Annotated in this window: 29 protein-coding genes; 14 read left to right on the forward strand and 15 right to left on the reverse strand. The window is 71.6% G+C overall.

The genetic code is table 11. From position 1 onward, the window contains the following. Positions 1-16 precede the first annotated feature (16 nt). From LZ017_RS14050 to LZ017_RS14110, 13 genes are all read left to right on the forward strand, one after another. The gene (locus tag LZ017_RS14050) at positions 17-955 is read left to right on the forward strand and encodes an iron ABC transporter permease (protein WP_241397722.1); all 939 of its coding nucleotides are present in this window, start codon (positions 17-19) and stop codon (positions 953-955) included. Next, a complete protein-coding gene (locus tag LZ017_RS14055) occupies positions 952-1,725 on the forward strand; it encodes an ABC transporter ATP-binding protein (RefSeq protein WP_241397477.1) in 774 nt (257 codons plus the stop codon). Before LZ017_RS14050 ends, LZ017_RS14055 begins: the two co-directional genes overlap by 4 nt. Beyond that, positions 1,704-3,065, forward strand: a complete 1,362-nt coding sequence (locus tag LZ017_RS14060; RefSeq protein WP_241397478.1) for a cobyrinate a,c-diamide synthase — start codon at positions 1,704-1,706, stop codon at positions 3,063-3,065. The genes LZ017_RS14055 and LZ017_RS14060 overlap by 22 nt, the downstream gene beginning before the upstream one ends. 23 nt (positions 3,066-3,088) lie before the next feature. Continuing rightward, positions 3,089-3,658, forward strand: a complete 570-nt coding sequence (gene cobO, locus LZ017_RS14065) for a cob(I)yrinic acid a,c-diamide adenosyltransferase (protein ID WP_241397479.1) — start codon at positions 3,089-3,091, stop codon at positions 3,656-3,658. Positions 3,659-3,664: 6 nt separating this feature from the next. After that, positions 3,665-4,606, forward strand: a complete 942-nt coding sequence (gene cbiB / locus LZ017_RS14070; protein WP_374109925.1) for an adenosylcobinamide-phosphate synthase CbiB — start codon at positions 3,665-3,667, stop codon at positions 4,604-4,606. Further along, complete coding sequence (locus LZ017_RS14075; protein WP_241397480.1) at positions 4,603-5,652, forward strand: aminotransferase class I/II-fold pyridoxal phosphate-dependent enzyme; 1,050 nt, start codon at positions 4,603-4,605, stop codon at positions 5,650-5,652. The genes cbiB and LZ017_RS14075 overlap by 4 nt, the downstream gene beginning before the upstream one ends. Next, positions 5,649-7,202: a cobyric acid synthase gene (locus LZ017_RS14080; protein ID WP_241397481.1), complete on the forward strand. Its 1,554-nt coding sequence runs from the start codon at positions 5,649-5,651 to the stop codon at positions 7,200-7,202. Before LZ017_RS14075 ends, LZ017_RS14080 begins: the two co-directional genes overlap by 4 nt. Next, positions 7,199-7,984, forward strand: a complete 786-nt coding sequence (locus tag LZ017_RS14085; protein ID WP_241397482.1) for an ABC transporter substrate-binding protein — start codon at positions 7,199-7,201, stop codon at positions 7,982-7,984. The genes LZ017_RS14080 and LZ017_RS14085 overlap by 4 nt, the downstream gene beginning before the upstream one ends. Further along, positions 7,981-9,018: a nicotinate-nucleotide--dimethylbenzimidazole phosphoribosyltransferase gene (gene cobT, locus LZ017_RS14090; RefSeq protein WP_241397483.1), complete on the forward strand. Its 1,038-nt coding sequence runs from the start codon at positions 7,981-7,983 to the stop codon at positions 9,016-9,018. Before LZ017_RS14085 ends, cobT begins: the two co-directional genes overlap by 4 nt. A gap of 108 nt (positions 9,019-9,126) precedes the next feature. Continuing rightward, entirely contained in the window at positions 9,127-10,680 is a 1,554-nt protein-coding gene (locus LZ017_RS14095) for a DUF3369 domain-containing protein (protein WP_241397484.1), read from the forward strand. Continuing rightward, positions 10,677-11,519, forward strand: coding sequence for a sensor histidine kinase (locus tag LZ017_RS14100; protein WP_241397485.1), 843 nt, complete (start codon positions 10,677-10,679; stop codon positions 11,517-11,519). Before LZ017_RS14095 ends, LZ017_RS14100 begins: the two co-directional genes overlap by 4 nt. Positions 11,520-11,553: 34 nt before the next feature. Continuing rightward, positions 11,554-12,339, forward strand: coding sequence for an adenosylcobinamide-GDP ribazoletransferase (locus tag LZ017_RS14105; RefSeq protein ID WP_241397486.1), 786 nt, complete (start codon positions 11,554-11,556; stop codon positions 12,337-12,339). Then, a complete protein-coding gene (locus LZ017_RS14110) occupies positions 12,339-12,881 on the forward strand; it encodes a histidine phosphatase family protein (RefSeq protein ID WP_241397487.1) in 543 nt (180 codons plus the stop codon). The genes LZ017_RS14105 and LZ017_RS14110 overlap by 1 nt, the downstream gene beginning before the upstream one ends. A 13-nt stretch (positions 12,882-12,894) precedes the next feature. Here the strand turns inward: LZ017_RS14110 and LZ017_RS14115 are convergent, their stop codons facing one another. From LZ017_RS14115 to soxR, 11 genes are all read right to left on the reverse strand, one after another. Further along, positions 12,895-13,149 (reverse strand): YfhL family 4Fe-4S dicluster ferredoxin, encoded by a 255-nt coding sequence (locus LZ017_RS14115; RefSeq protein ID WP_241397488.1) that lies wholly within the window; start codon positions 13,147-13,149, stop codon positions 12,895-12,897. Positions 13,150-13,153: 4 nt separating this feature from the next. Continuing rightward, entirely contained in the window at positions 13,154-13,666 is a 513-nt protein-coding gene (gene coaD / locus LZ017_RS14120; protein ID WP_277604709.1) for a pantetheine-phosphate adenylyltransferase, read from the reverse strand. 63 nt (positions 13,667-13,729) lie between these two features. Next, entirely contained in the window at positions 13,730-14,326 is a 597-nt protein-coding gene (rsmD, locus tag LZ017_RS14125) for a 16S rRNA (guanine(966)-N(2))-methyltransferase RsmD (RefSeq protein WP_241397490.1), read from the reverse strand. Next, entirely contained in the window at positions 14,323-15,102 is a 780-nt protein-coding gene (gene hisF / locus LZ017_RS14130; RefSeq protein WP_241397493.1) for an imidazole glycerol phosphate synthase subunit HisF, read from the reverse strand. The genes rsmD and hisF overlap by 4 nt, the downstream gene beginning before the upstream one ends. Positions 15,103-15,106: 4 nt before the next feature. Then, positions 15,107-15,850 (reverse strand): 1-(5-phosphoribosyl)-5-[(5-phosphoribosylamino)methylideneamino]imidazole-4-carboxamide isomerase, encoded by a 744-nt coding sequence (hisA, locus tag LZ017_RS14135; RefSeq protein ID WP_241397495.1) that lies wholly within the window; start codon positions 15,848-15,850, stop codon positions 15,107-15,109. A gap of 63 nt (positions 15,851-15,913) precedes the next feature. Beyond that, a complete protein-coding gene (gene hisH, locus LZ017_RS14140) occupies positions 15,914-16,561 on the reverse strand; it encodes an imidazole glycerol phosphate synthase subunit HisH (RefSeq protein WP_241397497.1) in 648 nt (215 codons plus the stop codon). A 1-nt stretch (position 16,562) separates the two neighbouring features. Next, entirely contained in the window at positions 16,563-17,174 is a 612-nt protein-coding gene (hisB, locus tag LZ017_RS14145; protein WP_241397498.1) for an imidazoleglycerol-phosphate dehydratase HisB, read from the reverse strand. Further along, positions 17,171-18,265 carry a histidinol-phosphate transaminase gene (gene hisC, locus LZ017_RS14150; RefSeq protein WP_241397499.1) on the reverse strand — a complete coding sequence of 365 codons (1,095 nt, stop codon included), beginning with the start codon at positions 18,263-18,265 and terminating at the stop codon, positions 17,171-17,173. Before hisC ends, hisB begins: the two co-directional genes overlap by 4 nt. Further along, entirely contained in the window at positions 18,262-18,735 is a 474-nt protein-coding gene (locus LZ017_RS14155; protein WP_241397501.1) for a PIN domain-containing protein, read from the reverse strand. The genes hisC and LZ017_RS14155 overlap by 4 nt, the downstream gene beginning before the upstream one ends. Next, positions 18,719-18,952: a CopG family transcriptional regulator gene (locus LZ017_RS14160; RefSeq protein ID WP_241397504.1), complete on the reverse strand. Its 234-nt coding sequence runs from the start codon at positions 18,950-18,952 to the stop codon at positions 18,719-18,721. Before LZ017_RS14160 ends, LZ017_RS14155 begins: the two co-directional genes overlap by 17 nt. 45 nt (positions 18,953-18,997) lie before the next feature. Beyond that, on the reverse strand, positions 18,998-19,486 hold the full coding sequence (soxR, locus tag LZ017_RS14165) for a redox-sensitive transcriptional activator SoxR (RefSeq protein WP_241397505.1): 489 nt from the start codon (positions 19,484-19,486) through the stop codon (positions 18,998-19,000). A gap of 124 nt (positions 19,487-19,610) precedes the next feature. Between soxR and LZ017_RS14170 the strand changes: the two genes are divergently transcribed. Continuing rightward, positions 19,611-20,648 (forward strand): questin oxidase family protein, encoded by a 1,038-nt coding sequence (locus LZ017_RS14170; RefSeq protein ID WP_241397507.1) that lies wholly within the window; start codon positions 19,611-19,613, stop codon positions 20,646-20,648. 9 nt (positions 20,649-20,657) lie between these two features. On the opposite strand, the gene LZ017_RS14175 is transcribed toward LZ017_RS14170, so the two are convergent. The 4 genes from LZ017_RS14175 to LZ017_RS14190 form a co-directional block, all read right to left on the reverse strand. Beyond that, on the reverse strand, positions 20,658-22,214 hold the full coding sequence (locus LZ017_RS14175) for a methyl-accepting chemotaxis protein (RefSeq protein ID WP_241397508.1): 1,557 nt from the start codon (positions 22,212-22,214) through the stop codon (positions 20,658-20,660). Positions 22,215-22,399: 185 nt separating this feature from the next. Then, positions 22,400-23,731 (reverse strand): histidinol dehydrogenase, encoded by a 1,332-nt coding sequence (gene hisD / locus LZ017_RS14180; protein WP_241397509.1) that lies wholly within the window; start codon positions 23,729-23,731, stop codon positions 22,400-22,402. Positions 23,732-23,781: 50 nt separating this feature from the next. Further along, positions 23,782-24,420, reverse strand: a complete 639-nt coding sequence (gene hisG / locus LZ017_RS14185; RefSeq protein WP_241397510.1) for an ATP phosphoribosyltransferase — start codon at positions 24,418-24,420, stop codon at positions 23,782-23,784. A 104-nt stretch (positions 24,421-24,524) separates the two neighbouring features. Then, positions 24,525-24,791, reverse strand: coding sequence for a BolA family protein (locus tag LZ017_RS14190; RefSeq protein WP_241397512.1), 267 nt, complete (start codon positions 24,789-24,791; stop codon positions 24,525-24,527). Between the last annotated feature and the right edge of the window lie 22 nt (positions 24,792-24,813).

The following is a 24,813-nucleotide window of genomic DNA, read 5'->3' on the forward strand; positions in this document are numbered from 1 at the left end:
GCTCAGCGCGCTGCTGATGGGGCTGGGGTTGTCGGTGGGCAGCACGGGCTTTTCGCCCTGGTTCTCGGCGGACGACGCCATGGCCCAGATCCTCTGGGACATCCGCGCCCCGCGCTCGGCCGGCGCCTGGCTGGCCGGCGCGCTGCTGGCCCTGGCCGGCGCCGTCGCGCAGGGCCTGTTCCGCAACCCGCTGGCCGATCCCTACCTGCTGGGCTGCTCGGCCGGCGCCGCGCTGGGCGTGGCGGCCCTGCTGTTCATGCTCGGGCTCACGCCCGCCACCACCGCACTGGCGCTGCGCATCGGCATGACGGGCGCGGCCTTCACCGGCGCGGTGCTCGCCGTGCTGCTGACGCTGGCGCTGGCGCGCGGCGTCGAGCACAGCCTGCGCCTGCTGCTGGCCGGCGTGATCGTCGGCGTGGTGCTGGGCTCGGGCTCGGCGCTGCTGACGCTGATGAACCCCGACCTGCTGCGCGCGATGCAGGCCTTCATGCTGGGCAGCACCGGCTTCGTCGGCTGGAACGGCGTGGGCGTGATGGCCCTGGCCTTCGCCGCCACGCTGCTTCTGGCGCTGGGCTGCAGCCGCACGCTGGACGCGCTAACGCTGGGCGAGGCCACCGCGCGCTCGCTCGGCGTGCGCCTGACCCTGGTGCGGCTGCTGTTGATCGCCGCGCTGTCGCTGGCCACCGGGGCCGCGGTGGCGCAGTGCGGGCTGATCGCCTTCGTCGGCCTGGTCGCGCCCCACCTGGTGCGCAGTTGGGCGCCCATGACCCACCGCAGCCTGCTGATGCTCTCGCCGCTGGCCGGCGGTGCGCTGCTGCTGGCGGCCGACATCGTCGCGCGCTGGATCATCGCGCCGCAGGAACTGCCGGTGGGCATCATCACCGCGCTGCTGGGCGGCAGCTATCTGCTGTGGCTGATGCACCGCCGGCCCCAGGGCCTGGGGAGCCGTCGATGAGGGCGCCCGCTTTCCCGTCGCTGAGCCTGGCACTGCGGGGGCTGGCCCTGTCCGGCAAGCCCGTGCTGCGCCCGCTGGCGCTGCAGGTGCAGCAGCCGGGCTGGACCGCCATCGTCGGCCCCAACGGCGCCGGCAAGTCCACGCTGCTGCGCGCGCTGTGCGGGCTGCTGCCCTTCGACGGCGAGCTGGCGCTGCAGGGGCGCCCCTGGGCGCAGTGGCGCGCCCGTGAACGCGCGCGGCTGATCTCCTGGCTGGGCCAGAACGAATCCAGCGCCGACGAGCTCAGCGCCGCCGAAGTCGTGATGCTGGGCCGCCTGCCCCACCAGGCCTGGCTGGCCCCCGCCAGCGCCGCCGACCACGCGGCGGTGGAGCAAGCCATGCGCCAGACGCAGAGCTGGGACTGGCGCGACCGGCCGCTGGGCTCGCTGTCCGGCGGCGAACGCCAGCGCGTGCTGCTGGCGCGCGCGCTGTCCGTGCAGTCGCTGCTGCTGCTGATGGACGAGCCGCTGGCCCATCTGGACCCGCCGCACCAGAGCGACTGGGTGGACATCGTGCGCGGCCGCGCCGCCTGCGGCGCCGCGGTGATCAGCGTGCTGCACGAACTCAACATCGCGCTGCAGGCCGACCGCCTGATCGTGATGGAGGCCGGCCGCATCGTGCATGAAGGCGCGCCCGGCGACGCGGCGACGCATGCCGCGCTGCGCCAGGTCTTCCAGCAACGGCTGCGCCTCCTGCAGGTCGACGAACGATGGATCGCACTGAACTGCTGAACCCGGCCTGCCAGGCCCTGATGGTCAGCGCGCCGGCCTCGGGCCAGGGCAAGACCAGCGTCACCGCGGCGATCGCGCGCGCCGCGCGCCAGGCCGGGCAGCGGGTGCGCGTGTTCAAGACCGGGCCGGACTATCTGGACCCCATGATCCTGGCCCGCGCCAGCGGCGCGCCGGTCTACCAGCTGGACCTCTTCATGGGCGGGCTCGCGCATTGCCAGCGCCTGCTGGCCGAGGCCGCGGCGGCATCCGACCTGGTGCTGGTCGAAGGCGTGATGGGGCTGTTCGACGGCGAACCGAGCAGCGCCGACCTGGCCGCCGCCTTCGGGCTGCCGGTGCTGGTGGTGCTGGACGCGTCGGCGATGGCGCAGACCTTCGCCGCGCTCGCGCTGGGGCTGGCGCGCTACCGCAGCGATGTGCGCGTGGCCGGCGTGGTCGCCAACCGCGTGGGCAGCGAGGGCCATGCGCGCCTGCTGGGCGCCGGGCTGCCGGCCGATCTGCCGCTGGTGGCGGCGCTGAAGCGCCAGCCCGAGCTGGCCCTGCCCGAACGTCATCTGGGCCTGGTCCAGGCCCTGGAGCTGCCGGCGCTGGACGCCCAGCTGGACGCCTGGGCCCAGGCCTGGCGCGACGGCGAGGCGCTGGGCAGCGGCGGCGGGCTGGCCGCGGCGCGCCTGCCGCTGCGGCTGGCGCCGCCCGCCCCCGAGCCCCTGCCGCGCACGCTCGCCGGGCGGCGCATCGCGATCGCGCGGGACGCCTGCTTCTCCTTCATCTACCCGGCCAACGTGGACCTGCTGCGGGCGCTGGGCGCCGAGACCCTGTTCTTCTCGCCGCTGGCCGGCGATGCGCTGCCCGACTGCGACGCGCTGTGGCTCCCGGGCGGTTACCCCGAGCTGCACGCGCAGAGCCTGGCGGCCCGGCCCGGCTTCTTCGCCGCGCTGCGCGCCCACCACGCCGCGGGCAAGCCGCTGCTGGCCGAATGCGGTGGCATGCTGGCGCTGCTGGAATCCCTCACCGACGCCGAAGGCAAGACCTGGCCCCTGGCCGGCCTGCTGCCAGGCAGCGGCCGCATGCAGGCGCGACTTTCGGCGCTGGGCCTGCAGGCCGTCGCCTGGCCGGAGAGCGCGCCCGGCACCGAGCTGCGCGGCCACAGCTTCCATTACTCCACGCTGCAGACCCCGCTGGCACCGCTGGCGCAGGCGCGCAACCCCAATGGCGGCGCCACCCGCGAGGCGCTGTACGGCCAGGGCCGGCTGCGCGCCAGCTACATCCATCACTACTTCCCGTCCGACCCGGCGGCGGTGGCGGCCTTCTTCGCCGCCGGGCATGCCGGTCCCGCCGCCTAGGCCCCCACTCCCCGAGAGCCCCCATGGAGATCGAACAACCCCCGGTCAACCGCGAGCGCATCGTCCCCAGCGGCGAGCGGCGCGGCCTGATCCTCGTGCACACCGGCGACGGCAAGGGCAAGAGCACCGCCGCCTTCGGGCTGGCGCTGCGTGCCCACGGACGCGGCAAGGCGGTGAAGATCTACCAGTTCATGAAGGTGCCCAGCGCGCGCTTCGGCGAGCACCGTCTGTTCGAGCAGCTGGGCGTGCCCATCGAAGGCCTGGGCGACGGCTTCTCCTGGAAGAGCAAGGACCTGGAGCATTCCGCCCAGCTCGCGCGCGACGGCTGGGCACGCGCGGAGGCGACGATACGCGCCGGCGAGCATTTCCTCGTCGTGCTGGACGAGATCATGTACCCGCTGCGCTACGGCTGGCTGCCGCTGGAGCCGGTGCTGGCCTGCCTGCGCGAGCGCCCGGCCCAGGTACACGTGGTGCTGACCGGCCGCAACGCGCCGCAGGAGCTGGTGGAGCTGGCCGACACGGTGACCGAAATGACGCTGGTGAAGCACCACTTCAAGGCTGGCGTGCCCGCCCAGCGCGGCATCGAGGACTGAGCGGGCGTGAGCCGGATCGCGCTGCTGCTGCCCGCCGCGATCGGGGTCGCGCTGCTGGTGGACCGCCTGTTCGGCGAGCCGCCCGCGCGGCTGCACCCGGTGGTCGCGATGGGGCGCTACCTGGGCGCCTTCTCCGCGCGGCTGACCGCCCTGCCCGCACGGGCGGCGCTGGTGGCCGGCGGCCTGGCCTGGCTGCTGGGCGCGCTGCTGTGCGCGGCGATCGCTCTGGCGCTGGAGACGCTGCTGTGGCAAGTCCTGACCCCGTGGCGCGGCGCCGCCGGCTGGCTGGGCACGGCGCTGCTGCTGGGCCTGCTGCTCAAGCCGCTGCTGGCCTGGCGCATGCTGGCCGATGAGGTGGCCGAGGTGGAGGCGGCGCTGCAGCGCTCGCTGGACGAGGGCCGGCAGCGGCTGGCGCGCCTGGTCAGCCGCGACACCGCGTCACTGCAGGCCCACGAGGTGCGCGAGGCGGCGATCGAGACCCTGGCCGAAAACCTCAACGATTCGGTCGTGGCCCCGCTGTTCTGGTTCGCGCTCGCCGGGCTGCCCGGCGCCGCGTTCTACCGCTTCGCCAACACGGCCGACGCGATGTGGGGCTACCGCGGGCGCTGGGAATGGGCCGGCAAGGTGGCGGCGCGCGCCGACGATGCGCTGTCCTGGCTGCCGGCCCGCCTCACCGGGCTGCTGATGATCGCGCCGTGGCGCTGGAGGGCCCTGGCCCGCGAGGCCGCGCGCACGCCCTCGCCCAACGGCGGTTGGCCCATGGGCGCGATGGCGCTGCGCCTGGGGCTGAGCCTGGGCAAGCCGGGCGTCTACCGGCTGAACGAGCCCGGCCGGCCGCCGCGCCCCGGCGACGCCGCCGCGGCGCGGCGCATCGCGGCGGCCACGCTGCTGCGCGCCGCGCTCTTGCTGGCGCTGCTGGCCGCGCTGGCGCGGGGCGGGCTGGCATGAGCGCCGCCCCGCTGCCCCTGCACGGCGGCCCCGACGGCGGGCCGCCGGTTCGCCACGATTTTTCCAGCAACGCCAGCCCCTGGCCCGCGCCGGCGGCGCTGGCCGCGCTGCGCCGCGCCGACCGGCGCCACTACCCCGACCCCGGCTACCAGGCGCTGCGCGAGCACTTGGGCGCTGCGCTGGGCCGCGCGCCGCAGCAGCTGCTGGTGGCCTCCGGCGGCGCCGAGGCGATACGCCGGCTCACGCTGCTGGCACGCCTGCGCGGCGTGCCCGAGGTCTGGGTGCCGACGCCGGGCTTCGGCGACTACGCGGCGGCCGCCCAGGCTCTGGCGCTGCCCTTGCGCCGCTATGCCGCGGTCGACGAGGTCGCCGAAGGAGCCGCGGCCGGCGCCTGGGTCTGGATCTGCGACCCCTGCAATCCCACCGGCCGCGGCCTGAGCGCCGCCGACTGGGCCACGCTGGACGCGCTGCAGCGCCAGCGCGGACTGCAGTTGGCGCTGGACCTGGCCTACGCGCCCCTGCGCCTGGACGGCGAGCCCGCCTGCCCCACGGCCCTGCGCGGGCGGCTGTGGCATCTGCATTGCCCCAACAAGGCGCTGGGGCTGACCGGCGTGCGCGCCGCGCTGATCGAGGCTCCGCAGGAGATCGCCGCGGCGCGCGAATGGCGCGATCAAGCGCTGGCGCTGGCGCCCAGCTGGGTGCTGTCGGCGGAGGGCGTGGCCCTGCTCTCGGCATGGGTGGAGGCGGATGTCACGGAGTATCTGGCACAGTTGCGCACCCGGCTGCGCGCGCTGCGGCAGCGCCAGCACCGGGGCCTGCTGCGCCGCGGCTGGCGCGTGGAACCGAGCGACTGCGGCTTCGCGCTGTGGCAGCCGCCGCAGACCGCGCTGGCGCCGCTGCTGCAGGCCCTGCGTGGCGTCGGCATCAAGCTGCGCGATGCCGAGTCGCTGGGCGCGCCGGGCCGGGTACGGATCTCGGTCCAGCCCGTGGCCGCGCAACGCGCGTTGTGGGCCGCGCTGGACGCTTTCAAGGAGCAAGCACGATGACGGTCTCTTCCCCCCGCAGCCGCGCCCGCGCGGTGATGGTGCTGGGCACCACCAGCGGCGCCGGAAAGAGCTTTCTGACCGCCGCGCTGTGCCGCTGGTATGCCCGCCAGGGCTTCAAGGTGGCGCCCTTCAAGGCACAGAACATGAGCAACAACGCGCGCGTGGTGCCGGGTCTTGCGCCGGATATGCCGGGCGCGCTGCCGCGCATGGGCGAGATCGGCTCGGCGCAGTACTTCCAGGCGCTGGCGGCGCGCTGCCGGCCCGACGTGCGCATGAACCCCGTGCTGCTCAAGCCGGAAGCCGACACCGCCTCGCAGGTCGTCGTGATGGGCGAGGTGCACGAAGAGCTCAACCGCGTCCCCTGGCGCGAACGCAGTGAACGGCTGTGGCCCCATGCGCGCGCCGGGCTGGAAGCACTGATGGCCGAGAACGAGGTCGTCGTCATCGAGGGCGCCGGATCGCCGGCCGAGATCAACCTGCACGCCAGCGACTACGTCAACATGCGCACCGCGCGGGCCGCCGACGCCGCCTGCCTGCTGGTGACCGACATCGACCGCGGCGGCGCCTTCGCCCATCTCTACGGCACCCACCAGCTGCTGCCGCCCGAGGAGCGCGCGCTGCTGCGCGGCTTTGTGCTGAACCGTTTCCGCGGCGACGCCGCGCTGCTGGCGCCGGGGCCGCAGCAATTGCGGCAACTGACCGGCGTGCCCACGCTGGCGGTGCTGCCGATGTGGCGCGGCCACGGCCTGCCCGAGGAGGACGGGCTCTACGACGGTGCCGGCGGCTGGAGCGCCCCCGCGGACGCCGGCGCGCTGCGCATCGCCATCGTGGCCTATCCGCGCATCTCCAACCTGGACGAGTTCCAGCCCCTGCAGAACCTGGCCGGCACGGGCCGCGTCCGGCTGCGCTGGGCGCGCACGCCGGCCGAACTGGAGGGCGCGGACTGGATCGTGCTGCCCGGCTCCAAGGCGGTGGCCGCCGACCTGGCCTGGCTGCGCGCGCAGCGCCTGGACCAGCCCGTCGCCCGCCATGCCGCGGCCGGCGGCGCGGTGCTGGGCATCTGCGGCGGGCTGCAGATGCTGGGCGAGACCCTGGTCGACCCGCACGGGCTGGACGGCAACGCGCCGGGGCTGGGGCTGCTGCCGCTGGCCACCCAGTTCGAGCGCGACAAGCTGCTGCGCCCCGCGCGGCTGCGCTTCGCGGCCCCGCTGGCCGCCCCCTGGCAGGCGCTGGGCGGGCTGGCGCTGGAAGGCTACGAGATCCACCACGGCCGCACCGTGCAGCACCCGTCGCTGGCACCGGCCGAGGTGGTGCTGCGCGAGGCCGACGGCAGCGTGGTCGGCTGGCAGCAGGGCTCGGTGCTGGGCGTCTATGCCCATGGCCTGTTCGAGCAGCCGGCTTTGATGCAGGCACTGTTCGGCACCGGCCGCCATGGGCTGGAGACCGTCTTCGAGGGCCTGGCCGACTATGTGGACACGCATTTCGAGCCGGGCTCGCTGATGCGGCTGCTGCAGCCGCGTGAGCACCAGGGAGGAGGAGTGGGAGGATGAACACCGTACCGACGCGCATCGCCTGCCTGTCCACCGAGGCGGTGGAGGTGCTCTACCGCCTGGGCGCCCAGGACCATGTGGCCGGCATCTCCGGCTATACCGTGCACCCGCCCGAGGCGCGCGCCGAGAAGCCCAAGATCAGCGGCTTCTCCAGCATGAAGCTAGAGCGCATCCTGGCGGTCAAGCCGGACCTGGTGATCGGCTTCTCGGACCTGCAGCAGCCCTTGCTGGCGCAGTGCGAGGCCGCGGGCCTGCGCACGCTGTGGTTCGACCAGCGCGACATCGCCGGCATCCTGGACATGGTGCGCCGCCTGGGCGCGCTGGTGAGCCGCGAGTCCCAGGCGCGCATGCTGTGCGCCGAGCTGGGCCGGCGCATCGACGCGCTGGCCACCGCCGCCGCCGCGCTGCCGCGCCGCCCGCGCGTGTACTTCGAGGAGTGGGACGAGCCGCAGATCTGCGGCATCGGCTGGGTCAGCGAGATCATCCACCTGTGCGGCGGCGAGGACATCTTCGCCGACCGCGCGCGCGACGGCTTCGCCAAGCACCGCATCGTCACCCCCGCCGAAGTGCTGGAACGCCGGCCGGAGCTGATCCTGGGCTCCTGGTGCGGCAAGCGCTTCGTACCCGACAAAGTGCTGGCCCGCCCCGGCTTCGCCGAACTGGGCGCACAGCTGCAGGAAATCAAGTCGGCCGACATCCTGGCCCCCGGCCTTAGCGCCATCGAGCGCGGCGCAGCCCAGGTGCTGGCCGCCATCACCACCGTTGCTGGAGCATCCCGATGACCGATCTGGTACCCCTGATCCCGGACCTGAACAGCGCCTCGCTGCGCGCCCGACTGCAACACCGCATCGACCACAAGACCAAGCCGCTGGGCGCGCTCGGCCAGCTGGAGCCGCTGATGATGCAGCTGGGCCTGATCCTCGGCACCGAAACCCCGGCGCTGCGCAGCCCGCAGATGATGGTGTTCGCCGGCGACCACGGGCTGGCGCAGCAGGGCGTGTCGGCCTACCCGCCGGACGTGACCTGGCAGATGGTGGAGAACTTCCTCGCCGGTGGCGCGGCGGTCAGTGTGCTGGCGCGCCAGCACGGACTGGCGTTGACGGTGGTGGATGCCGGCGTGCGCCACGACTTCCGCGCCCGCGAGGGCCTGGTGATCGCCAAGATCGCGCCCGGCACCGCCGACGCCTCGCAGGGCCCGGCGATGAGCCTGGACCAGTGCGCCACCGCGGTGGCCGCCGGCAAGGCTCTGGTGCAGCAGCGCCCCGGCAACACCCTGCTGCTGGGCGAGATGGGCATAGGCAACACCTCCATCGCGTCGCTGCTGCTGGCCCAGCTCTGCGGGCTGCCGCTGGCCGACTGCGTGGGCCGCGGCACCGGCATGGACGACGCCGGCATGACGCGCAAGCTGAGCGTGCTGGAGGCCACGTTGCAGCGCCATGCGGCCGCCACCGAGCCGATGGCGGCGCTCGCCGCGCTGGGCGGCTTCGAGGTGGCGATGATGGTGGGCGCGGTGCTGCAGGCCGCGCTGGAGCGCCGCGTGATCGTCGTCGACGGCTTCATCACCGGCGCCGCAGTGCTGGTCGCAGCGCGGCTGCAGCCGCTGGTGCTGCAGCGCTGCGTGTTCTCGCACCGCTCGGAGGAAAAGGGGCACCGGCTGATGCTGCAGGCCCTGCAGGCCCAACCGCTGCTGGACCTGGGCCTGCGCCTGGGCGAGGGCTCGGGCGCCGCGCTGGCCTGGCCGCTGCTGGAGTCGGCCTGCCGGCTGCTCGGCGAGATGGCCAGCTTCGCGTCCGCCGGCGTCAGCGAGCGCAGCTGAACCGGCGCCGCCATGCCAGGGCAAAAACGCTCTGGCAACCATGGTTTTACATCGAACGAAGCTCACCCATAATGGGCCATCCGCCGGGACAGGCGAGGAGGGTGAGGCATGACCGATCTGGTGTTCGCGGACGAGCTGCCGGAGGCTGAAGAACCGTCGCGCAGGCGCGCCATCGATCCCTGGGTGGTGATGATCGTCGACGACGATCCGGCCGTCCATCAGGTCACCCAGCTGGTGATGGCGGACTTCGAGTTCGCCGGCCGCCGGCTGCTCTTCCTGGATGCCTACAGCGGCGCCGAGGCGCGCCGCCTGCTGCAGACGCGCAACGACATCGCGCTGGTGCTGCTGGACGTCGTCATGGAGTCGGAGCACGCGGGGCTGGACCTGGTGCGCTTCATCCGCGAGGACATCGGCAACCACCACGTGCGCATCGTGCTGCGTACCGGCCAGCCGGGCCAGGCGCCGGAAGAGCACGTGATCAAGACCTATGACATCAACGACTACAAGGAAAAGACCGAGCTCACCAAGCGCAAGCTGATCACCGTCTTCTACTCGGCGCTGCGCTCCTACCGCGACATCCTCATCATCGAGCAGTCGCGCCAGGCGCTGCGCCGCTCCATCGACGCGATCACGCGCATCTACGACTCACAGACGCTGCGCCAGTTCGCGTCGGCGGTGCTGGAGCAGGTGGCCCACCTGCTGGGCTACGAGGCGCAGGGGCTCTGCGCCAACCATGTGGCCGCCTACGCGGCCTCGCATGTGGAAGGTCGCTACAAGGTGCTGGCCGCCACCTCCGAGTACCAGCGCCTGCTGGTCGACGAGGAGGTCGCATCGCTGCCCGACGAGGTGCGCCAGGCGCTGGACCAGGCGCTGGAGAAGCAGCAGAGCAGCTTCGAGAGCGATCGCTACGTGGGCTACTACCGCACCAGCAGCGGCAGCGAGAACCTGCTGTACATGCTGTTCTCCGAGCCGGTGGAGGCCGAGGTGCGCGAGCTGCTGGAGATCTTCTGCGCCAATGTCGCGATCACCTACGAAAGCCTGCTGCTGCGCGAGGAGATCCAGGACACCCAGCGCTCGACCGTCTACATCATCGGCGAGGCGGTCGAGCGCCGCTCCAAGGAGACCGGCGCCCATGTGCGACGCGTCGGCGAGCTGGCCGCGATGCTGGCCGACGCGGTGGGCATGAAGGGCGCGGACGTGGAGTTCATGCGCCAGGCCGCGCCGCTGCACGACGTCGGCAAGATCGGCATCCCCGACCGCGTGCTGAACAAGCCCGGCAAGCTCGACGAGGAGGAGTGGGCGGTGATGCAGACCCATGCCCGCATCGGCTTCGAGCTGCTGAGCAAGTCCGACAAACGCATCCTGCAGCTGGGCGCCATCATCGCGCACGAACACCACGAGCGCTGGGACGGCCTGGGCTACCCGCGTGGCCTGGCCGGCGAGCAGATCCACATCGCCGGCCGCATCGCGGCGCTGGCCGACGTGTTCGACGCGCTGATGAGCCGGCGCTGCTACAAGGATGCCTGGAGCCTGGAGGACACCCTGGCCTATGTGCGGGACCAGGCCGGCACGCAGTTCGACCCGCAGCTGGTGCAGCTGCTGCGCGCCCGCGAGGCTGAGGTGCGCGAGCTCTACCAGCGCATGCCCGACCCCGTGCCATGAGCGCCACGACTCCGCCTCCGCCGGTGCCACCCGGCGACGCGCAGCGGCAGGCCGACACGCCGGGTTGGATCGAGCAGGAGAAGCTCGCCGCGCTGGGACGGCTGGTGCCCAGCGTGGTCCACGAGGTCAACGGCCCGCTGTCGGTGGCCATGACCGCGACCTCGGGACTCACCGATTTCGCGCGCGAGCTGCTCGCCACGCTGGGCGCCGAGCGCGTGAGCCGCGCCGAGCTGCAGAGTCTGGCGCGGCGCATGCTGGAAGCGGCCGAGATGGTGGGCGGCAATCTGGCGCGCGCCAGCGAGCTGATGGGGCATTTCAAGACCCTGTCGGTGGACCAGGTCCACGAGGAGCTCAGCCGCGTCGATCTCTGCGCCTATCTGCAGACGGTGCTGCGCACCCATGCCGCGGTGCTGCGCCACGCCCAGATCCAGGTGGAGCTGGACCTGCCGCCGCGCTGCATGGCCACGCTGGTGCCGGGCCTGCTGGCCCAGGTGTTGTCCAACCTGCTGCTGAACGCGGTCCACCATGCCTTCGAGGGCCGCGACGAGCGCCGGCTGCGCATCGCGCTGCGCCCGCTGGGCGCGGAGCGCGTGGAGCTGCGGCTGCGCGACAACGGCCGCGGCGTCGCGCCGGAGCTGCGCCCGCGGCTGTTCCAGCCCTTCTACACGACGCGGCGCGAGCAGGGCGGATCGGGCCTGGGCCTGTACATCGTGCAGCAGCTGTGCCAGCAGATGGGCGGCACGGTGCGACTGGACGAGGCGCCGGGGCCGGGGCTGGGCTTTATCATCGAGCTGCCCCTGACACCCCCTGCCCCGCCCGCCACCAGCCCCCCGGGCTAGCGCCGTTCGCGCGCGCCGGCGGTGGCGCCGCACCATGCATCAGATCCGCCTCTTCTTCACCGCGCTGCAGTTCTTCACCCGTCTTCCCGTGCCCCGCTGGGTGGGCTACGAGCCGCAGTGGCTGCAGCAGTGCGCGCGCTACTTCCCGCTCGTGGGCCTGGTGGTCGGCGGCCTCAGTGCCGCCGTGCTGTGGGCGGCGCTGCAGGCCTTCCCGGCCACGGTGGCGGTGGGCCTGAGCATGGCGGCGAGCATCTGGATCACCGGCGGCTTCCACGAAGACGGCCTGGCCGACAGCGCCGACGGGCTGGGCGGCGGGCTCACGCGCGAGAAGGCGCTGCTCATCATGAAGGACTCGCGCATCGGCAGCTACGGCGCGCTGGCGCTGATCTTGGTGCTGGGGCTGAAGGCCTGCACGCTGGTGAGCCTCGCGGATACCGACCCGCAGCTGGCGTTGCTGGCCTTGGTCTGGTCGCACATGGCCTCGCGCGCCGCGCCGGTCTGGCTGATGCAGAGCCTGCCCTATGCCGGCGATGCCGAGCACGCCAAGGCCAAGCCGCTGGCCACGCAGATCAGCGGCCCGGGGCTGCTGCTGGCGCTGGGCTGGGTGCTGGGCGCCGCGCTGCTGGGCGGCTGGCTGATGCCGGAGAACGTGCCGCTGCTGATCGGCGCCGCGATCGTCGCCGCGGGGCTCACCTTCTACATGCAGGCGCTGCTGGAGCGCCGCCTGGGCGGCTACACGGGCGACAACCTGGGCGCCACGCAGCAGGTGGTGGAGCTGGGCGCGCTGCTGGCCTTCCTGGGTCTGGCCGCCTTCTTCTGATGACGGCCCCGGACCACTCCGCCCCGCTGCGGGTCTGGCGCCATCCGCGGCCCGAGGGCGCGGCCGGGCGGTGCGTGGGCGCCCGCTGCGACCTGGCGGTGGCCGCGCGGCGCGCCAAGCGCCTGGCACGGCGCATCCAGGCTCTGGCGCGGCGCGAACGCCTGCCGCATGTGGTGTGGACCTCGCCGCTGGCGCGCTGCGCCGACGTCGGCCGCTGGCTGCGCCGCTGGGGCTGGACCCACCATGTCGACGCGGCACTGGCCGAGCTGGACTTCGGCGCCTGGGACGGCCGCGCCTGGTCCGAGATCCCGCGCGCGCAGGTCGACGCCTGGGTGGCCGACTTCGCCGACCACGCGCCGGCGGGCGGCGAATCGCTGCGCGCGCTGCTGCGGCGCGCCGCCGCCTGGAACGGCGGCGGTCTGGTGGTGAGCCATGGCGGCTGGATGCTGGCGCGGCGCTGGCACACCGAACGGGGCCAGGTCTTGCCGCAGGCGCACGAGTGGCCGGCGCCGCCGCGCTACGGCGAGTGCTGGCGCCTGTGAGCGCCGCGCGGGCTCAGGCCTTGGCGGCGGTCAGCCGCAGGTACTTCTGCATCAGCGTCTCGCGCGACTCCACATGCGCCGGGTTGACCGGAATGCAGGCCACCGGGCACAGCTGCACGCACTGCGGCTCGTCGTGGTGGCCGACGCATTCGGTGCATTTGTCCGGGTCGATCTGGTAGTACTCCGGCCCCATCGAGATCGCCTCGTTGGGGCATTCGGGTTCGCAGACGTCGCAGTTGATGCATTCGTCGGTGATCATCAGCGCCATCGCTTCATTCTCCTTTGGCCGGGCCGCGCGCGATGCGCTCCTCCAGCCGCTCGCGCACCCAGGGTGACACGAACTGGCCGACATCGCCGCCCAGGCTGGCGATTTCCCGCACGAAGGTGGAGGAGATGAACTGGTACTGGTCCGAGGGGGTCAGGAAGACCGTCTCCACCTCGGGCATCAGCTGGCGGTTCATGCCGGCCATCTGGAATTCGTATTCGAAGTCCGAGACCGCGCGCAGGCCGCGCACCACCACCTTGCCGCCCACCTGGACGACGAAGTCGCGCAGCAGGCCGCGGAAGGCCACCACCTCCACGTTGGGATAGTCGCTGACCAGCCGGCGCGCCATGTCCAGCCGCTCGTCCACGGTGAACATGGTGCGCTTGTGGTGGCCGGCGGCCACCGCGATGACCAGGCGTTCGAACAGGCAGCTGGCGCGGCGCACCAGGTCTTCGTGCCCCAGGGTCATGGGGTCGAAGGTGCCGGGGTAGATGGCGGTGATCAGGGTCTGGGAGGTCAAGGCGGCACTCCTTCGCACCGGGTCGGCGCGACAAAGCAGGCGGTAGCCGTTGCGGGGCCTCGATTATCCGCTGCGCCGCAGCAGGGCATAGTGCACCGCGCCCGCCCGGCCCTCGCGCCAACGCGTCAGCCCCCAGTCCTCGGGCAGCGCCACCGGCTCGGGCGACTCCAGGTAGATCAGGCCCTGCGGCGACAGCAGCGGCAGCGCCGCCTTCACCGAGGCCAGGAAGAGGTCTTGCGCGAAGGGCGGATCCAGCAGCACCAGATCCAGCCGGCCCGGCGCCGCGCGGCCCATCCAGGCCAGCGCGTCCGCGCACTCGACCTGCAGGTTCGTGGCCTTGAGCCGGCGCGCGCTGTCCTTCAGGCTGGCGGCGAGCTGGGCGTCGCGCTCCAACAGCGTGACCTGCAGCGCGCCGCGCGAGCCGGCCTCGAAGCCCAGCGCCCCGCTGCCCGCGTAGGCGTCCAGCACGGTCCAGCCGGCCAGGTCCTGGCCCAGCCAGTTGAACAGGGTTTCGCGCACGCGGTCCGGCGTGGGACGCAGGCCCGGCTTGTCGGCCACCGGCAGCTTGGAGCGCTTCCACTGGCCGCCGACGATGCGCACCTCGCGCGGCGCGCGGCGCGCGACGGCCGGCGCCGCCGGCGAACGACCATGCGCCGTCATTGCCGCACCGGGATGCCCTGGGCCGCCATCAAGGCCTTGGCCTCGCCCACCGTGTGCTGCCCATAGTGGAAGATGGAGGCGGCCAGCACCGCGTCGGCGCCGCCACGGGTGATGCCGTCGGCCAGGTCCTGCAGTGAGCCGACGCCGCCGGAGGCGATCACCGGCACGTTCAGCGCGTCGGACACGGCGCGCGTGAGCGCCAGGTCAAAGCCGCTGCGCGTGCCGTCGCGGTCCATGCTGGTCAGCAGGATCTCGCCGGCGCCCAGCTCGGCCATGCGCGTGGCCCAGGCCACCGCATCCAGCCCGGTGTTCTTGCGCCCGCCATGGGTGTAGACGTCCCAGCCCTCGCCGCGCGCGGCCAGGTCCTCGCCGACGCGGCGCTTGGCGTCGATCGCGACGACGATGCATTGCGCACCGTATTTGTCGGACGCGGCGCGGATCAGCTCCGGCTCGGCCACCGCGGCGGAGTTGAAGCTGACCTTGTCGGCGCCCGCGTTGAGCAGGCGCCGCACATCGGCCACCGAGCGCACGCCGCCGCCCACGGTCAGCGGAATGAAGACCTGGGAGGCCACGGCCTCGATGATGGGCAGGATCAGGTCGCGTCCGTCGCTGGTGGCGGTGATGTCCAGGAAGGTCAGCTCGTCGGCGCCCTGCTCGTTGTAGCGCGCGGCGATTTCCACCGGGTCGCCCGCATCGCGCAGCTCGACGAAGTTGACGCCCTTGACGACGCGGCCACCGGTCACGTCCAGGCAGGGAATGATGCGTTTGGCGAGCAAGTTCTCAGGCCTCGGCAAGCTCGTCGGCGCGCTTTTGCGCGACGGCGAAGTCCAGGTCGCCGGTGTAGATGGCGCGGCCGCAGATCACACCCGTGACGCCCTCGCCCTCCACCGCGCAGAGCGCCTCGATGTCCTGCAGATTGGACAAGCCGCCGGAGGCGATCACCGGCACCGTCAGCGCCTGCGCCAGCTTGACCGTGGCCTCGATGTTGACGCCGGAGAGCATGCCGTCGCGACCGATGTCGGTGTAGATCACGCCTTCGATGCCGTAGTCCTCGAACTTGCGCGCCAGGTCCACCACCTCGTGGCCGGTGAGCTTGCTCCAGCCGTCGGTCGCGACCTTGCCGTCCTTGGCGTCCAGGCCCACGATGATGTGGCCGCCGAAGGCCGAACAGGCGTCCTTCAGGAAGCCCGGGCTCTTCACCGCGGCGGTGCCGATGATCACGTAGGACAACCCGTCGTCGAGGTAGCGCTCGATGGTGTCCAGGTCCCGGATGCCGCCGCCCAGTTGCACGGGGATGCGGTCGCCCACCTCGCGGATGATGGACTTGATGGCCGCTTCGTTGACGGGCTTGCCGGCAAAAGCGCCGTTCAGGTCCACCAGGTGCAGGCGACGGGCGCCGGCCTCCAGCCAGCGCCTGGCCATCGCGGCGGGATCCTCGCCGAAGGTGGTGGAGTCGTTCATATCGCCTTGTTTCAGGCGGACGCACTTGCCGTCTTTCAGGTCAATCGCGGGGATCAGCAGCATGGCCGAATCAGGGGGTGGAAGAAGTCGGTGGGGGCCAGCGCCCGAGAAGCGTTGTGGAAAGCCTCAGGGCTTCCAGTGCAGGAAGTTGCGATACAGCGCAAGCCCGAACGCAGCACTTTTCTCGGGGTGGAATTGGGTGGCAAAAATATTATCCCGGGCCACTGCGCAGGTAAAGCGCAGCCCGTAGTCGCTTTCGCCGGCGCTGTCGCGCGGGTCCGACGGGGTGGCATAGAAGCTGTGCACGAAATAGAACCAGCTCTGGTCCGGCACCTCGCCCCAGACCGGATGGGCACGCTGCTGGTGCACGCGGTTCCAGCCCATCTGCGGCACCTTGTAGCGGCTGCCGTCGGGCTGCCGCTGGCCCTCGAGCCGGAAGCGGCGAACGTCGCCGGGGATGAGGTCCAGGCCCGGGGTGTCCTGTTCCTCGCTGTGGGTCAGCAACATCTGCATGCCCACGCAGACGCCCATCAGCGGCTTGTTCGCCGCCGCATGCAGCACCGCCTCCTTCATGCCGGAGGCGGCCAGTTCCTGCATGCAGTCGCGCATCGCGCCCTGGCCGGGCAGCACGACGCGCTCGGCGGCCAGGACCTCCTCGGGACGGTGGGTGATGACCACCTCCACGCCCTGGTCCTGCGCGGCATGCAGCACCGCCTGCGACACCGAGCGCAGATTGCCCATGCCGTAGTCGACGACGGCGACGCTGCGCTTCATCTCACAAGCTCCCCTTGGTGGACGGGATCATGCCGGCCGAGCGCGGGTCCGGCGTCATCGCCATGCGCAGCGCGCGTCCGAAGGCCTTGAAGATGGTTTCGCACTGGTGATGGGCGTTGTGGCCCTTGAGATTGTCCACGTGCAGCGACACCAGCGCATGGTTGACGAAGCCCTGGAAGAACTCGAACGCGAGCTGGGTGTCGAAGGCGCCGATGCTGCCGGCCGTGAAGCGGACGTCCATCGCCAGCCCCGGACGGCCCGAGAAGTCCACCACCACGCGCGACAGCGCCTCGTCCAGCGGCACATAGCTGTGGCCGTAGCGGGTGATGCCCTTCTTGTCGCCGATGGCCTGGGCCACCGCCATGCCCAGCGTGATGCCCACGTCCTCCACCGTGTGGTGGCCGTCGATGTGCAGGTCGCCGCGCGCCTCGATCTCCAGGTCGATCAGGCCATGGCGCGCGATCTGGTCCAGCATGTGGTCGAAGAAGCCGATGCCGGTGTTGAGCTGGGCCTGCCCCGTGCCGTCCAGGTTCACGCGCACGCGGATCTGGGTTTCCTTGGTGTCGCGGCGGACTTCGGCGATGCGGCCGGCCTGATCTTGTTCGGTGCTCATGCGGTGCATTCCTTCAGCGCGGCGGCAAAGGCCGCCAGCATCTGCGTATTTTCATCGGGCGTGCCTATCGTGATGCGCAGGCACTGCGCCAGCAAGGGGTGCAGCGCCGACACATTCTTGATCAGCACGCCGCGCGCCTTCATGCCGGCGAAGATGGCCGCCGCGTCGGGCACGCGCGCGAGGATCATGTTGGCCTCGCTGGGGAAGGGGCGCACGCCGGGCAGGGCCTGCAGCGCGGCGAAGACCCGCTCGCGCTCGGCGCGGATCACCGCGGCCTGGCGCGCGTACTCGTCCTCGTGCTCGAGCGCGAACAGGGCCGCTTCGCAGTTCAGCACGCTGATGTTGAAGGGCGGGCGCAGCTTGTCCAGCTCGCGGATCAGCGGCTTGCGGCCCATGAGATAGCCGATGCGCACGCCGGCGAGGCCGAACTTGCTCATCGTGCGCATCAGCAGCACATGCTCGTGGCGGGCCAGCCGGGCCATGGAGTCGCGCGCGGCGAAGGGCTGGTAGGCCTCGTCCATCACCACCAGTCCCGGCGCGGCCTCGATGATGGCGTCGATGACGGCGTCGTCCCACAGGTTGGCCGTGGGGTTGTTCGGATAGGCCAGCCAGACGATGGCCGGCCGGTGCTCGCGGATCGCCGCCAGCATGGCCGGCCCGTCGAGCTGGAAGTCGGCGTCGGTCGGCACGCCGACGAAGCGCAGGCCCTGCAGCTTGGCGCTCATCTCGTACATCACGAAGCCCGGCAGCGGCGCCAGGACCACGTTGCCCGGCACGTCGGCGGCCAGCGTGATCAGGCTGATCAGCTCGTCCGAGCCATTGCCCAGCATGAGGTCGCAGCCCTCGGGCATGCCCGCGTGGCGCGCCAGCGCGGCGCGCAGCAGCTCGCCGCGTTCGGCCGGGTAGCGGTTCAGCGCCACCTGGCCCAGGCGCGCACCCAGCGCAGCGCGCAGCTCGGGCGGCAGCGGGAAGGGGTTCTCCATCGTGTCCAGCTTGACCAAGCCGGCGCTGGGCTGCACCGCATAGCCGTGCATGCCCTGGACATCGGCGCGCAGCACGCGCTGCATGCGCTCGGGAAGAGTCGTGCTCATGGTTGGGACGCGTCCTCCGGGGCCTGGTCCAGCAGCTCGGGCCCGACCAGGAAGGGGTTGATGATCTGTACGTGGTCGAACTGCTGGCCCTGCGGCAGCTCTTCGGACAGCAGGTAGCGGCAGCCCTGGTGGATGGCGGCGGCCACGGTCAGCGCGTCGCTCCAGCCAAGCTGGAAGCGGGCCTCCATGGCCCAGGCCGTCTCCACCGTCTGGTGGTCCACCTGCCAGGGTTTCCAGTGCTGGTAGCGGCGCACCTCGGCGCGCGCGTCGCCCTGCTTCATCGGCGGATGCAGGCGCTGCGTGGCCTGCAGGTAATAGCTGCTCAGCACCGGCGTGCTGACACGCCCGCAGCGGCGCAGCCACAGCTGGCGCAGCCAGTCGCGCGCCTGCCGGTACTTGTCGGGAAAGGCGGCGTCGTCCGCATAGAGCAGGACCTGGGTGTCGACAAAGACCTTAGGAGCGTTCGCCATGGACCTCGTCCCGCCGCGGATAGGCACTGCCGTCTGAGCTGAACAGCGCCGGCCGCGCCAGCCACTCGTTCATCGCGCGCTCGTAGGCATCGTCGTGCCGCATCTTCTCGGCCAGCATCTCGCCGATCAGGCGCGAAACGCTGGTGTTGCGCCGCGCGGCTTCCAGCCGGGCCCATTCGGCCACGCTGTCTTCCATGGTCACGGTCACGTTCTTCATGCGCCCAGAATAACACGAAGTTCGTGTTACACGAACTTCGTGTAGTTAATCCGACTCGGAGCGCGGCAGGGCCGAGGGCCGGTCGCCCATCAGATAGCGCGGGCCGGCGCCCAGCGCGGCGGCGCGATCCTCGGGGTTGTACAGCGCGCAGTGCTGCATGGACAGACAGCCGCAGCCGATGCAGCTGTCCAGCTGGTCGCGCAGCCGGGTCAGCGCGGCGATGCGCGCGTCCAGCAGGGGCCGCCAATGGGCGGCGAGCTGGGCCCAGTCCTGGGGGCTGGGCGCGTGCCCGCCGGGCAGGCCGGCCAGCGCGGCGCGGATGTCTTCCAGCGACAGCCCCAGCGACTGCGCCACGCGGATGAACGCCACGCGGCGCAGCACCTGCCGGGGGTAGCGCCGCCGCCCCGCCGGGCTGCGTCCGCCTTCGATCAGGCCTTGCTGTTCGTAGAAACGCAGCGCGCTCGCGGCCACGCCGGAACGCCGGGCCAATTCGCCGATTTCGATCCAGCTGCGCGTTGCAGGTCCATGGCCCATGCCTCAACCCTCCTTCGTTCAGGTCCGACGGGCGGCGCCTTGTCCATTCCAGCCGCCGCGCTTGACTTAAAGCTTACTTTAACTTTCACAGTAGCACCCAAGATCCTTTCACCCGGAGTCCCTCGTGCTGCTCAGAACCGCCTCCCCCGAACTGCAATCCCGGCTCGCCTCGCTGCACCGTCTCTCGCCCGAATACGGCCAGCAACTCGGCAGCCACCTGCCCATGGCGCTGGCCGCGCTGGACGCGATGGGCGCCTCGCCCAACCAGCTGGACCGCTTCGCGAACGGCTACCGCGCCAGCCACACGCTGACACCGCAGCGCGACGAGGGCCGCCGCCTGCGCGACTGGCCGGCGCTGCTGGGCAGTTTCGACTTCCACGCCGACCTGCGCCAGAGCCTGGCGCAGCAGCTGCGTCAACAGGGACGGCCGCTGCTGCTGACGCAGGCCCTGCCGCTGCTGCTGGAAAGCCCGGGCGCCGCGGCCTTCCACGGCCTGATCCGCACGGCCCATGCGCTGGAGTCGGGCGTCGACGCCGAGCTGGTCGAAGCCCTCGCCTACTGGGGCAGCCGCTGGCTGCCGCTGCCCGAAACGCCGGCCGCGGCGCCCGAGATCGGCGACCCCGCGCTGTGGCTGGATCGGCTGGACGCGGTCCAGCGCCACGACGCGCCGACCTGGCAATCGGACGCCCCGCTGATCGCGCAGCGCATGCAGACCGCCGCGCGCGGCCGTGCCTGGCGGCGCTGGGCGGGCAGCTTGGCGACCGAGCCACTGCCGCCGCAAGACCTGCTGATGGCGCTGGCGCGCGCGGCCGCGGCGCGCTATCTGCGCAGCGGCAACTTCACGGTGCTGCACATGGTCACCGGGCTGCGCGCGGCCGCCGTGCTGGACCAGGTCCAGCCGCTGACACCGGCTGCACGGACCCGGCTGCTGGGCGCCGTGGCCGCGGCCAGCCTGGCCTCACGCCTGTGGCAGGACGACGCCGCGCATCCGCCCGCCGCGTCCGACTGGCCCGCGCCCAGCGACTGGCCGCAGCTGCTGGCCCAGGCCTGCACCCAGTCGGACGACCATGCGATCAAGCTGGTCCATGCGCTGGCCTGGTGGCAGGACCGCCACCCCGACCCGCTGTGGGGCCGGGCCGCGCAGCGCGCGCTGCAGCGTTGAGCGCCGCGCTCAGCTGGACGCCGCGATCCGGAACTGGCCGACCACCTGCTGCAGGCTGGCGGCCTGCTCGCGCAGCGACTCGGACGCGGCGCTGGACTCTTCCACCAGCGCGGCGTTCTGCTGCGTCACCTCGTCCAGCCGCATCACCGCCTGCCCCACCTCGCTGAGGCTGACGCTCTGCTCCTGCGTGGCGCTGGAGATCTCCTGGATGATGTCGGTGACGCGCTGCACCGCGGTCACCAGCTCGCGCATGGTGCTGCCGGCCTCGTCGACCAGCCGCGACCCGGCGTCCACGCGGTCGACCGAGGTGCCGATCAGGCCCTTGATTTCCTTGGCCGCCTCGGCCGAGCGCTGCGCCAGCAGGCGCACCTCGCCGGCCACGACCGCGAAGCCGCGCCCCTGTTCGCCGGCGCGCGCCGCTTCCACCGCCGCGTTCAGCGCCAGGATGTTGGTCTGGAAGGCGATGCCGTCGATCACGCCGATGATGTCGGCGATGCGGCGCGAGGCGTTGTTGATCTCGTCCATGGTCGTCACGACCTGGTCGACCACCGAGCCGCCACGGCCGGCCACCTGGCTGGCGTTCTGCGCCAGCTGGCTGGCCTGGCGGGTGGCATCGGCGTTCTGCTTCACCGTGTCGGTCAGCGCGTGCATGGTGGCCGAGGTCTCCTCCAGGCTGGAGGCCATCTGCTCGGTGCGCGCGGACAGGTCGCTGCTGCCGGCCGCCACCTCGGCGCTGGACATCGCGATCATCTCCGCGCTGTGGCGCACCGTGCCCAGCGAGCGGTTCAGCGCGCCCTTCATGTCGTCCAGCGCCCGGGCCAGCTGGCCCAGCTCGTCCTTGCCCGAGGCGTCCACGCGCACGGTCAGGTCGCCGTCGGCCACCTTGCGCGCCAGATCCACCATGCTCACCAGCGGCTGCACCGTGCTGCGCGTCAGCATCCAGGCCAGCGCCGCGCCGGCGGCCAGCGAGATGGCGATCAGCACCACCATGGAGATCACGACATTGTCGTAGGTCTTCTTGGCGTCTTCGTAGGCCTTGCGTCCGCCGTCGATGTTGAACTGAACCAGCTTGTCCAGCGCGGCGCCAATCGCATCGGCCTTGGCCTTGGACTCGCCCACCACCAGCGGGATGTACTCGTACTTGATGCCCTGCTTGCGGAAGCTAATCAGCTTGTCCTGGACCACCAGATAGTCCTTGATCTTGGTGTCCACATCCTTCCACAGCGCCTCTTCGGCGGGCCCGGTGATCTCGGCGACATAGGCCTTGATCACCGCCGGCATGGTCTTCTCGCGCAGGGTCTTGATGCGCTCCTGCTCCTTCTCGACCTCGACGACCACCTCCTGCAGGCACATGGCCATCTCGGCGCGGCGCAGTTGGCTGACCTGATCGCGCAATTCACCGATGTTGCTGATCGACGGCAGCCAGTTCGTCGCCAGGTCGGCGACGTTGGCCTGGATCACCGCGATACGGCTGAGCGCCACCGCGCCCACCAGCAAGGTTGCCGCGAGTACCGCGGCAAAACCCAGGGAAATGCGAATGCCGACGCGCAGGTCCGAAAACTTCATGGGCCACCACCTTTATGGTTTGGCCGCCTTTGTTGGGTCCGGGTCGCCCGGCGGCCGTTCGGGCCATGCTAGGACAAGGGGGACGGCTCTGCCATGGGTGGACGGATCGCCGAAGGGCCCGAATGCCAAGGATTTGTGGCTCGGCCGAAAAAGTTTCGCAATTCGCACAACGGCAGCGTCGCGGCCTAGCGACGCAGGCGCAACTCCGCGGCCCGCGCATGGGCCTGCAAGCCTTCGCCATAGGCCAGGGTCGCGGCGATCGGACCCAGCTGCTGGGCGCCGGACTCGCTGACCTCGATCAGGCTGGAGCGCTTCTGGAAGTCGTACACACCCAGCGGCGACGAGAAGCGCGCGGTGCCCGAGGTGGGCAGCACATGGTTGGGGCCGGCGCAGTAGTCGCCCAGCGATTCGCTGGTGTAGGCGCCCAGGAAGATCGCGCCGGCATGGCGCAGCAGCGGCTCCCAGCGCTGCGGCTCGCGGCTGGAGACCTCCAGGTGCTCCGGCGCGATGCGGTTGCTGAGCTCGCAGGCCTCGTCCATCGAGCGCGTCAGGATCAGCGCGCCGCGCCCCTCCAGCGACGCGCGGATCACGGCCTGGCGCGGCATGGTGGGCAGCAGACGCTCGATCGCCTCGCGCACCTGTTCGATGTAGGCCGCATCCGGGCACAGCAAAAGGCTCTGCGCCAGCTCGTCGTGCTCGGCCTGGCTGAACAGGTCCATCGCCACCCAGTCCGGCGGCGTCGTGCCGTCGGCCAGCACCAGGATCTCGCTGGGGCCGGCGATCATGTCGATGCCCACCTGGCCGAACACATGCTTCTTCGCGCTGGCCACGTAGGCGTTGCCCGGGCCGGTGATCTTGTCCACGCGCGGCACGGTGGCGGTGCCATAGGCCAGCGCCGCCACGGCCTGCGCGCCACCTATCGTGAAGGCGCGATGCACGCCGGCCACATAGGCGGCGGCCAGCACCAGTGGGTTCTTTTCGCCGCGCGGGGTGGGCACCACCATCACGATTTCGGGCACGCCGGCCACCTGGGCCGGGATGGCATTCATCAGCACGCTGGACGGATAGGCGGCCTTGCCGCCGGGCACATAGATGCCGACGCGGTCCAGCGGGGTCACTTTCTGCCCCAGCAGCGTGCCGTCCTCGTCGCGATAGCTCCAGCTCTCGCCGCAGGCCTTCTTCTGGCGCTCGTGGTAGCGGCGCACCCGCGCGGCGGCCTGCTCCAGCGCGTCGCGCTGCTGCGCCGGCAGGCCGTCGAAGGCCTGACGCAGTTCCTCGCGCGTCAATTCCAGCGCCGTCAGCGAGGCCGCCTGCACGCCATCGAAGCGGGCGCTGTAGTCCAGCACCGCGGCATCGCCGCGCGCGCGCACGTCGGCCAGGATCTCGGCGACGCGCTGCTCGATCGCGGCGTCGGTGTCTGCCGACCAGTGCAGCACCTGCTGGAAACGCGCCTCGAAGTCGGCGTCGGCGGTGCTGAGGCGGCGCAGGGCCAAGGGGGTGGAGGCGGGATTGCTCATGGCGATGGCTTCTTGAACGGCGGGCGGGGGATGGGCGGCGGTAGGCGGGCTCAGGCGGGAATGGCGGCGGCGATGGCGTCGATCAGCGGCCGCAGTCGCTCGCGCTTGAGCTTGAGCGCCGCCTGGTTGACCACCAGGCGCGAGGAGATGTCCATGATCCGTTCGACCTCGATCAACCGGTTGGCCTTCAGCGTGCTGCCGGTGGAGACCAGGTCCACGATGGCGTCGGCCAGGCCGGTCAGCGGCGCCAGCTCCATGGAGCCGTACAGCTTGATCAGGTCCACGTGCACGCCCTTCTCGGCGAAATGCTGGCGCGCGATCTCGGTGTACTTGGTCGCCACGCGGATGCGCGAGCCCTGCTTCACGGCGCTGGCGTAGTCGAAGTCGTCGCGCGTGGCCACGCTCATGCGGCAGCGCGCGATGCGCAGGTCCAGCGGCTGGTAGAGGCCGTCGCCGCCATGCTCGATCAGCACGTCGCGCCCGGCCACGCCCAGGTCGGCGCCGCCGTATTGCACATAGGTGGGCACGTCGGTGGCGCGCACCAGCACCACGCGGACCTCGTCCTGGTTGGTGGGCAGGATGAGCTTGCGCGAGGTCTCGGGGTTCTCCAGCACCTCGATGCCGGCCGCCTTCAGCAGCGGCAGGGTCTCTTCGAAGATGCGGCCCTTGGAAAGCGCCAGGGTGATCATGCGGGGGTCCTTGTTGAGATCGTGGGATCGACTCTCAGCGGGACGGCAGCGGGATCACCTCGTGCGGCAACTCGCCGCCACCCGCTTCAGCAGCCGGGTGGCGTTCAGGAATGGTGATGCTCGGCCGAGCCCTGCTGGGCCCATTCGGCGGGGGTCAGGGTTTTCATCGACAGCGCGTGGATCTGCTCGCGCATGCGCTCGCCCAGGGCCTGGTAGACCCGCTGGTGGCGGCGCACCCGGTTGAGCCCTTCGAATTCGGCCGACACGATGGTCGCGAAGAAATGCCGGCCGTCGCCGTCCACCTGCAACTCGGTGCAGGAGAGGCCATCGGCGATATAGCGTTGGACTTCGGCGGGGGTGGGATCGGCCATGATGGGCGGCATTCTAACTGGG

Source organism: Pelomonas sp. CA6 (assembly GCF_022549225.1).
Classification (GTDB): Bacteria; Pseudomonadota; Gammaproteobacteria; order Burkholderiales; family Burkholderiaceae_C; genus Roseateles.

Bases quoted from the DNA above. Each gene is read 5' to 3' on its own strand.
- hisG (WP_241397510.1), bottom strand. From the start codon at position 24,420: ATGATCACCCTGGCGCTTTCCAAGGGCCGCATCTTCGAAGAGACCCTG.
- LZ017_RS14085 (WP_241397482.1), top strand. From the start codon at position 7,199: ATGAACACCGTACCGACGCGCATCGCCTGCCTGTCCACCGAGGCGGTG.
- LZ017_RS14175 (WP_241397508.1), bottom strand. From the start codon at position 22,214: ATGAAGTTTTCGGACCTGCGCGTCGGCATTCGCATTTCCCTGGGTTTT.
- LZ017_RS14095 (WP_241397484.1), top strand. From the start codon at position 9,127: ATGACCGATCTGGTGTTCGCGGACGAGCTGCCGGAGGCTGAAGAACCG.
- LZ017_RS14075 (WP_241397480.1), top strand. From the start codon at position 4,603: ATGAGCGCCGCCCCGCTGCCCCTGCACGGCGGCCCCGACGGCGGGCCG.
- LZ017_RS14115 (WP_241397488.1), bottom strand. From the start codon at position 13,149: ATGGCGCTGATGATCACCGACGAATGCATCAACTGCGACGTCTGCGAA.
- LZ017_RS14060 (WP_241397478.1), top strand. From the start codon at position 1,704: ATGGATCGCACTGAACTGCTGAACCCGGCCTGCCAGGCCCTGATGGTC.
- LZ017_RS14100 (WP_241397485.1), top strand. From the start codon at position 10,677: ATGAGCGCCACGACTCCGCCTCCGCCGGTGCCACCCGGCGACGCGCAG.
- soxR (WP_241397505.1), bottom strand. From the start codon at position 19,486: ATGGGCCATGGACCTGCAACGCGCAGCTGGATCGAAATCGGCGAATTG.
- hisA (WP_241397495.1), bottom strand. From the start codon at position 15,850: ATGCTGCTGATCCCCGCGATTGACCTGAAAGACGGCAAGTGCGTCCGC.
- LZ017_RS14080 (WP_241397481.1), top strand. From the start codon at position 5,649: ATGACGGTCTCTTCCCCCCGCAGCCGCGCCCGCGCGGTGATGGTGCTG.
- LZ017_RS14110 (WP_241397487.1), top strand. From the start codon at position 12,339: ATGACGGCCCCGGACCACTCCGCCCCGCTGCGGGTCTGGCGCCATCCG.
- LZ017_RS14105 (WP_241397486.1), top strand. From the start codon at position 11,554: ATGCATCAGATCCGCCTCTTCTTCACCGCGCTGCAGTTCTTCACCCGT.
- LZ017_RS14155 (WP_241397501.1), bottom strand. From the start codon at position 18,735: ATGGCGAACGCTCCTAAGGTCTTTGTCGACACCCAGGTCCTGCTCTAT.
- LZ017_RS14190 (WP_241397512.1), bottom strand. From the start codon at position 24,791: ATGGCCGATCCCACCCCCGCCGAAGTCCAACGCTATATCGCCGATGGC.
- hisH (WP_241397497.1), bottom strand. From the start codon at position 16,561: ATGAAGCGCAGCGTCGCCGTCGTCGACTACGGCATGGGCAATCTGCGC.
- cobT (WP_241397483.1), top strand. From the start codon at position 7,981: ATGACCGATCTGGTACCCCTGATCCCGGACCTGAACAGCGCCTCGCTG.
- cobO (WP_241397479.1), top strand. From the start codon at position 3,089: ATGGAGATCGAACAACCCCCGGTCAACCGCGAGCGCATCGTCCCCAGC.
- LZ017_RS14160 (WP_241397504.1), bottom strand. From the start codon at position 18,952: ATGAAGAACGTGACCGTGACCATGGAAGACAGCGTGGCCGAATGGGCC.
- LZ017_RS14055 (WP_241397477.1), top strand. From the start codon at position 952: ATGAGGGCGCCCGCTTTCCCGTCGCTGAGCCTGGCACTGCGGGGGCTG.
- hisC (WP_241397499.1), bottom strand. From the start codon at position 18,265: ATGAGCACGACTCTTCCCGAGCGCATGCAGCGCGTGCTGCGCGCCGAT.
- rsmD (WP_241397490.1), bottom strand. From the start codon at position 14,326: ATGACGGCGCATGGTCGTTCGCCGGCGGCGCCGGCCGTCGCGCGCCGC.
- LZ017_RS14050 (WP_241397722.1), top strand. From the start codon at position 17: ATGGGGCTGGGGTTGTCGGTGGGCAGCACGGGCTTTTCGCCCTGGTTC.
- hisB (WP_241397498.1), bottom strand. From the start codon at position 17,174: ATGAGCACCGAACAAGATCAGGCCGGCCGCATCGCCGAAGTCCGCCGC.
- hisD (WP_241397509.1), bottom strand. From the start codon at position 23,731: ATGAGCAATCCCGCCTCCACCCCCTTGGCCCTGCGCCGCCTCAGCACC.